Annotated in this window: 1 pseudogene; it reads right to left on the minus strand. The window is 34.2% G+C overall.

Annotated elements, in window-relative coordinates:
• A pseudogene (locus MK119_RS24105) lies at nucleotides 1–3,143 on the minus strand (hypothetical protein); the annotation flags it as partial.
• Nucleotides 3,144–3,200 lie beyond the last annotated feature (57 nt).

Below are 3,200 nucleotides of genomic sequence, written 5' to 3' on the forward strand. Positions count from 1 at the left end.
GTTTCTTCTACTTCACTTTCTGGATTACGTAATTCTTCTACGATTGATACAAATTCTTCATCGTCAAGTGTTGGTACTTGTCCACCATTCCAAATTTGTCCTGTTGCCATATACCAATTCACCATTTCTTCAAATCCTGGACGAACTGTAATGATTACGCGTGCCATTCCACTTTGTAAAAAGGCTTTGAATAATGGATCGTTGTTTTGAATTTGGTATAATTCTCCCCATTTTTCTTTGTTTGCCCAGTAGAAAGGATAAAAAGAATAGCTCATAATATCCCATTCAAAAGCTTGTTCAAAGAATTTTACTTTGGCAGCATAATCATCTAATAAAGCATTAGAATATTTGGCAGTAATTTCAGTGATAGATTGTCTATTGTTAACTAAATCTTTCCCTAAGTTTTCATGACCAAGTAAATATGTGATACAGTTTTTACGTAATACAGTTTTCTCAATTTCTCTGAAGAATCCTGGATTGATATCAATCTTTTGATTTTTCATTTCTTTTTGAGTAGCTAATTTTTCTTCGTATTCCGTCAAACGCTCCTCATAGGCTTCAATAATTGTATTGAAGGTTTCAAGTTGCCATTTTTCTTTTGCTTCAGGTAAAATTTGTACCTTGATACTTACGGTAGAGTTTCCAGACAAATGTCCTAATGAAGAAAATGATACAGGAATAGATTCTACGTGTTTAGGAATGCTGAATAAAACGCCTTTGGTCGCTATTTTTTCACTACCTACAATAATTTTTGTAGCGTTTGGTGTGTATCCATCTGAACTGTCTTCCCAATATGCTTTAGCATACGTTGTATAGTATCCTTCAGGAATAGTAACTTCATCGTTTTCACCATATCGTTCATGACGATTATCTATAACTTCAGTTGCTTGATATGAGAAAGCTTTTCCAATATACATGCTTTCTACTGGTGGTTCAGAAACCTCAGCATTGTAAATGGCAGCCCAATGTTTGTAAGTTGTAGCATTTACAGCTTTGTGATCTTTCATTTTTTGGAAAGACGCTGTTCTTGGATCTACTGGTTTTACTAATACATCTTGGTCATTTGTCATTTGAATTGCTAAATCGTGGAAAGAAGCTGGTTCAGGAACCATGAATTCGTACATTAAACGTTTTCCATAATTCAGTAATTTGTTTTCATATACTTTGTCAACCCAACGATATACACCCGAAACATGTTTGTCTCCTTTACGGTTATCAAATCCGTGTGAAGTTGTTTCTTCGTATTCTTCAATTACTTTAGATACACGTTCTTCACGTACTTTTTGAACCACTCTATCTAAAGCTCTTTCTGTCAATTCTTTAGCATGTGTAATTGCTTGACTTTCTGATTCTTCAGAAGATGTATTGTTGGCAAAACTTGCACTTGCATCTCCACCAAATCGGTCACCGCCCCAACGAATTCCGGCACTTGCATTTGTCGATTGATCTTGCGCACTGATAGAAGCAATTTCTTGATTCATTTCAAAACGATCAGTAGAAGTTGTTTCTGTAAGATTTTCTCTTTCAGTTTCGCTAGAGACTGTATCGGTAGTTTCTTGACGACGTGTACGTTTTACATCTTTAGATTTGTATTCACGTGCCATGATATTTTCGATGTGTGAAACTTCTCCTGGTACATAACAACAAACTTCTTGCTCTACTTTACGATAATCAGCAATTCCTAAACGTTGAATACCAAAAGATACAGGAGCTTCTGGTTGAGAAACTGTACTAGGATCTAATTGTCCCAAGTAACATTTTAGAGTAATACTTTCAATAGTTGTTTCATAAACTTCACCATTTGAAAATTCAATATTAATATCAACATCTGTAGGAGAAGTCATATCAACTCCTTCAGGGCATAATACTAAAGAAACTTTTGATCCTAAGTTAAACTCAGTAAAGTTCTTAAATGTACCTTGTGAACCAAAATCTACCTCAACTCCAACAACATCATATGATGTATTAGGAACATTGATTGTTAGTAATAAATTGAATAATGAGCTTCCAATTTTCTTTCTTGGACACAAGTTGTATGAAAATGGAAGAAGGTTTGCATCTGTAGAAACAGGTACTGAAACTCCTCCAGGAATAACTACTTGCTGCGATTCAAAATCTGTATTTTCAAAAACTTCATCTGTATTCGATTGAATTTCAATTGCAATCGCATCTTCAATTTCTTGTAGAGTAGTTGCGTTGTTTTGGGCTTCTAAATCATTGACAACTTGTAATGCTGGAACACTTAAGCGACTCGCTAAAACTGTTTTATCTAATTCATCAGCTGGAGAGAAATTGTACTCAGGAACCACTAAGTTTGTGTATTCTTTTACAACTGATGTTTCACTAGTATTTGGATCTGTTACAACTCTTTCTGTTATAGTAGCTGCATCATAAGCAGCACGTACAGAAGTATCATACGTTTTTTGATAAGCTGCTTTTGCTTTAGTGTTGTCTGAATCATATAAACTTCTTGCTTTTGCAACTTCTTTAGCAATCGTTTCTAATTCAACTAAGTTTTGTTTTGCAGCAACAGCGTTGGCTTCTTTTTTAAAGTGTTTTTCAGAAACTTTTGGTGTTCTTGGTTCAGTTGAAGCTACTTCATGATTGAATAAGTTTTTGTCAATGACAACTCTAGCTTGTGCTATTTTTTGTAAATTTTTTGCAGTGCCTTCAACTTTATCGCGATTTGATAAAAAGAAATCAGCAACTAACCATGAAAGTAACGTATCTCTTAAATAAGAATTTCCTTTTGTTAGAATATTATAGTGTAAATCGTCCCAAACTTGTACCATAGTAGGATATGTGTTTTGAGACGCATTAAATGCATCAATTTTAGCAGTGATTTCTTCTAAAGTAAACTTTGTTCTATTACTCGTTAACCAACTTGCAAAAGAATTGAAATCAACATTTTCATTTTCTAAATCTTTTTTAGAAGAAAAGTTAGTTGTATATCCAGCAACAGCTGTATCAATTGCCTGTTTTTTGGCTGCTGGAGTTGTAGCTTGCGCTGCAGGTGCTATAAAAGCACTGGTCTCATTTTGTGGAAAATCGACAAATCCGAGAGCTCTTTCGATTCCTCCAATAAGTTCTGGAGCACGCATGGTTACGAATCTGTACAATGTATTTTTGATGTTTTGTTTCATCTTTTAGATTTTTAATCGTTTAAGTGTATTTGAATAAACTGTTTCCGCTTTTCTAAT

The organism is Kordia sp., assembly GCF_022447245.1.
Classification (GTDB): Bacteria; Bacteroidota; Bacteroidia; order Flavobacteriales; family Flavobacteriaceae; genus Kordia.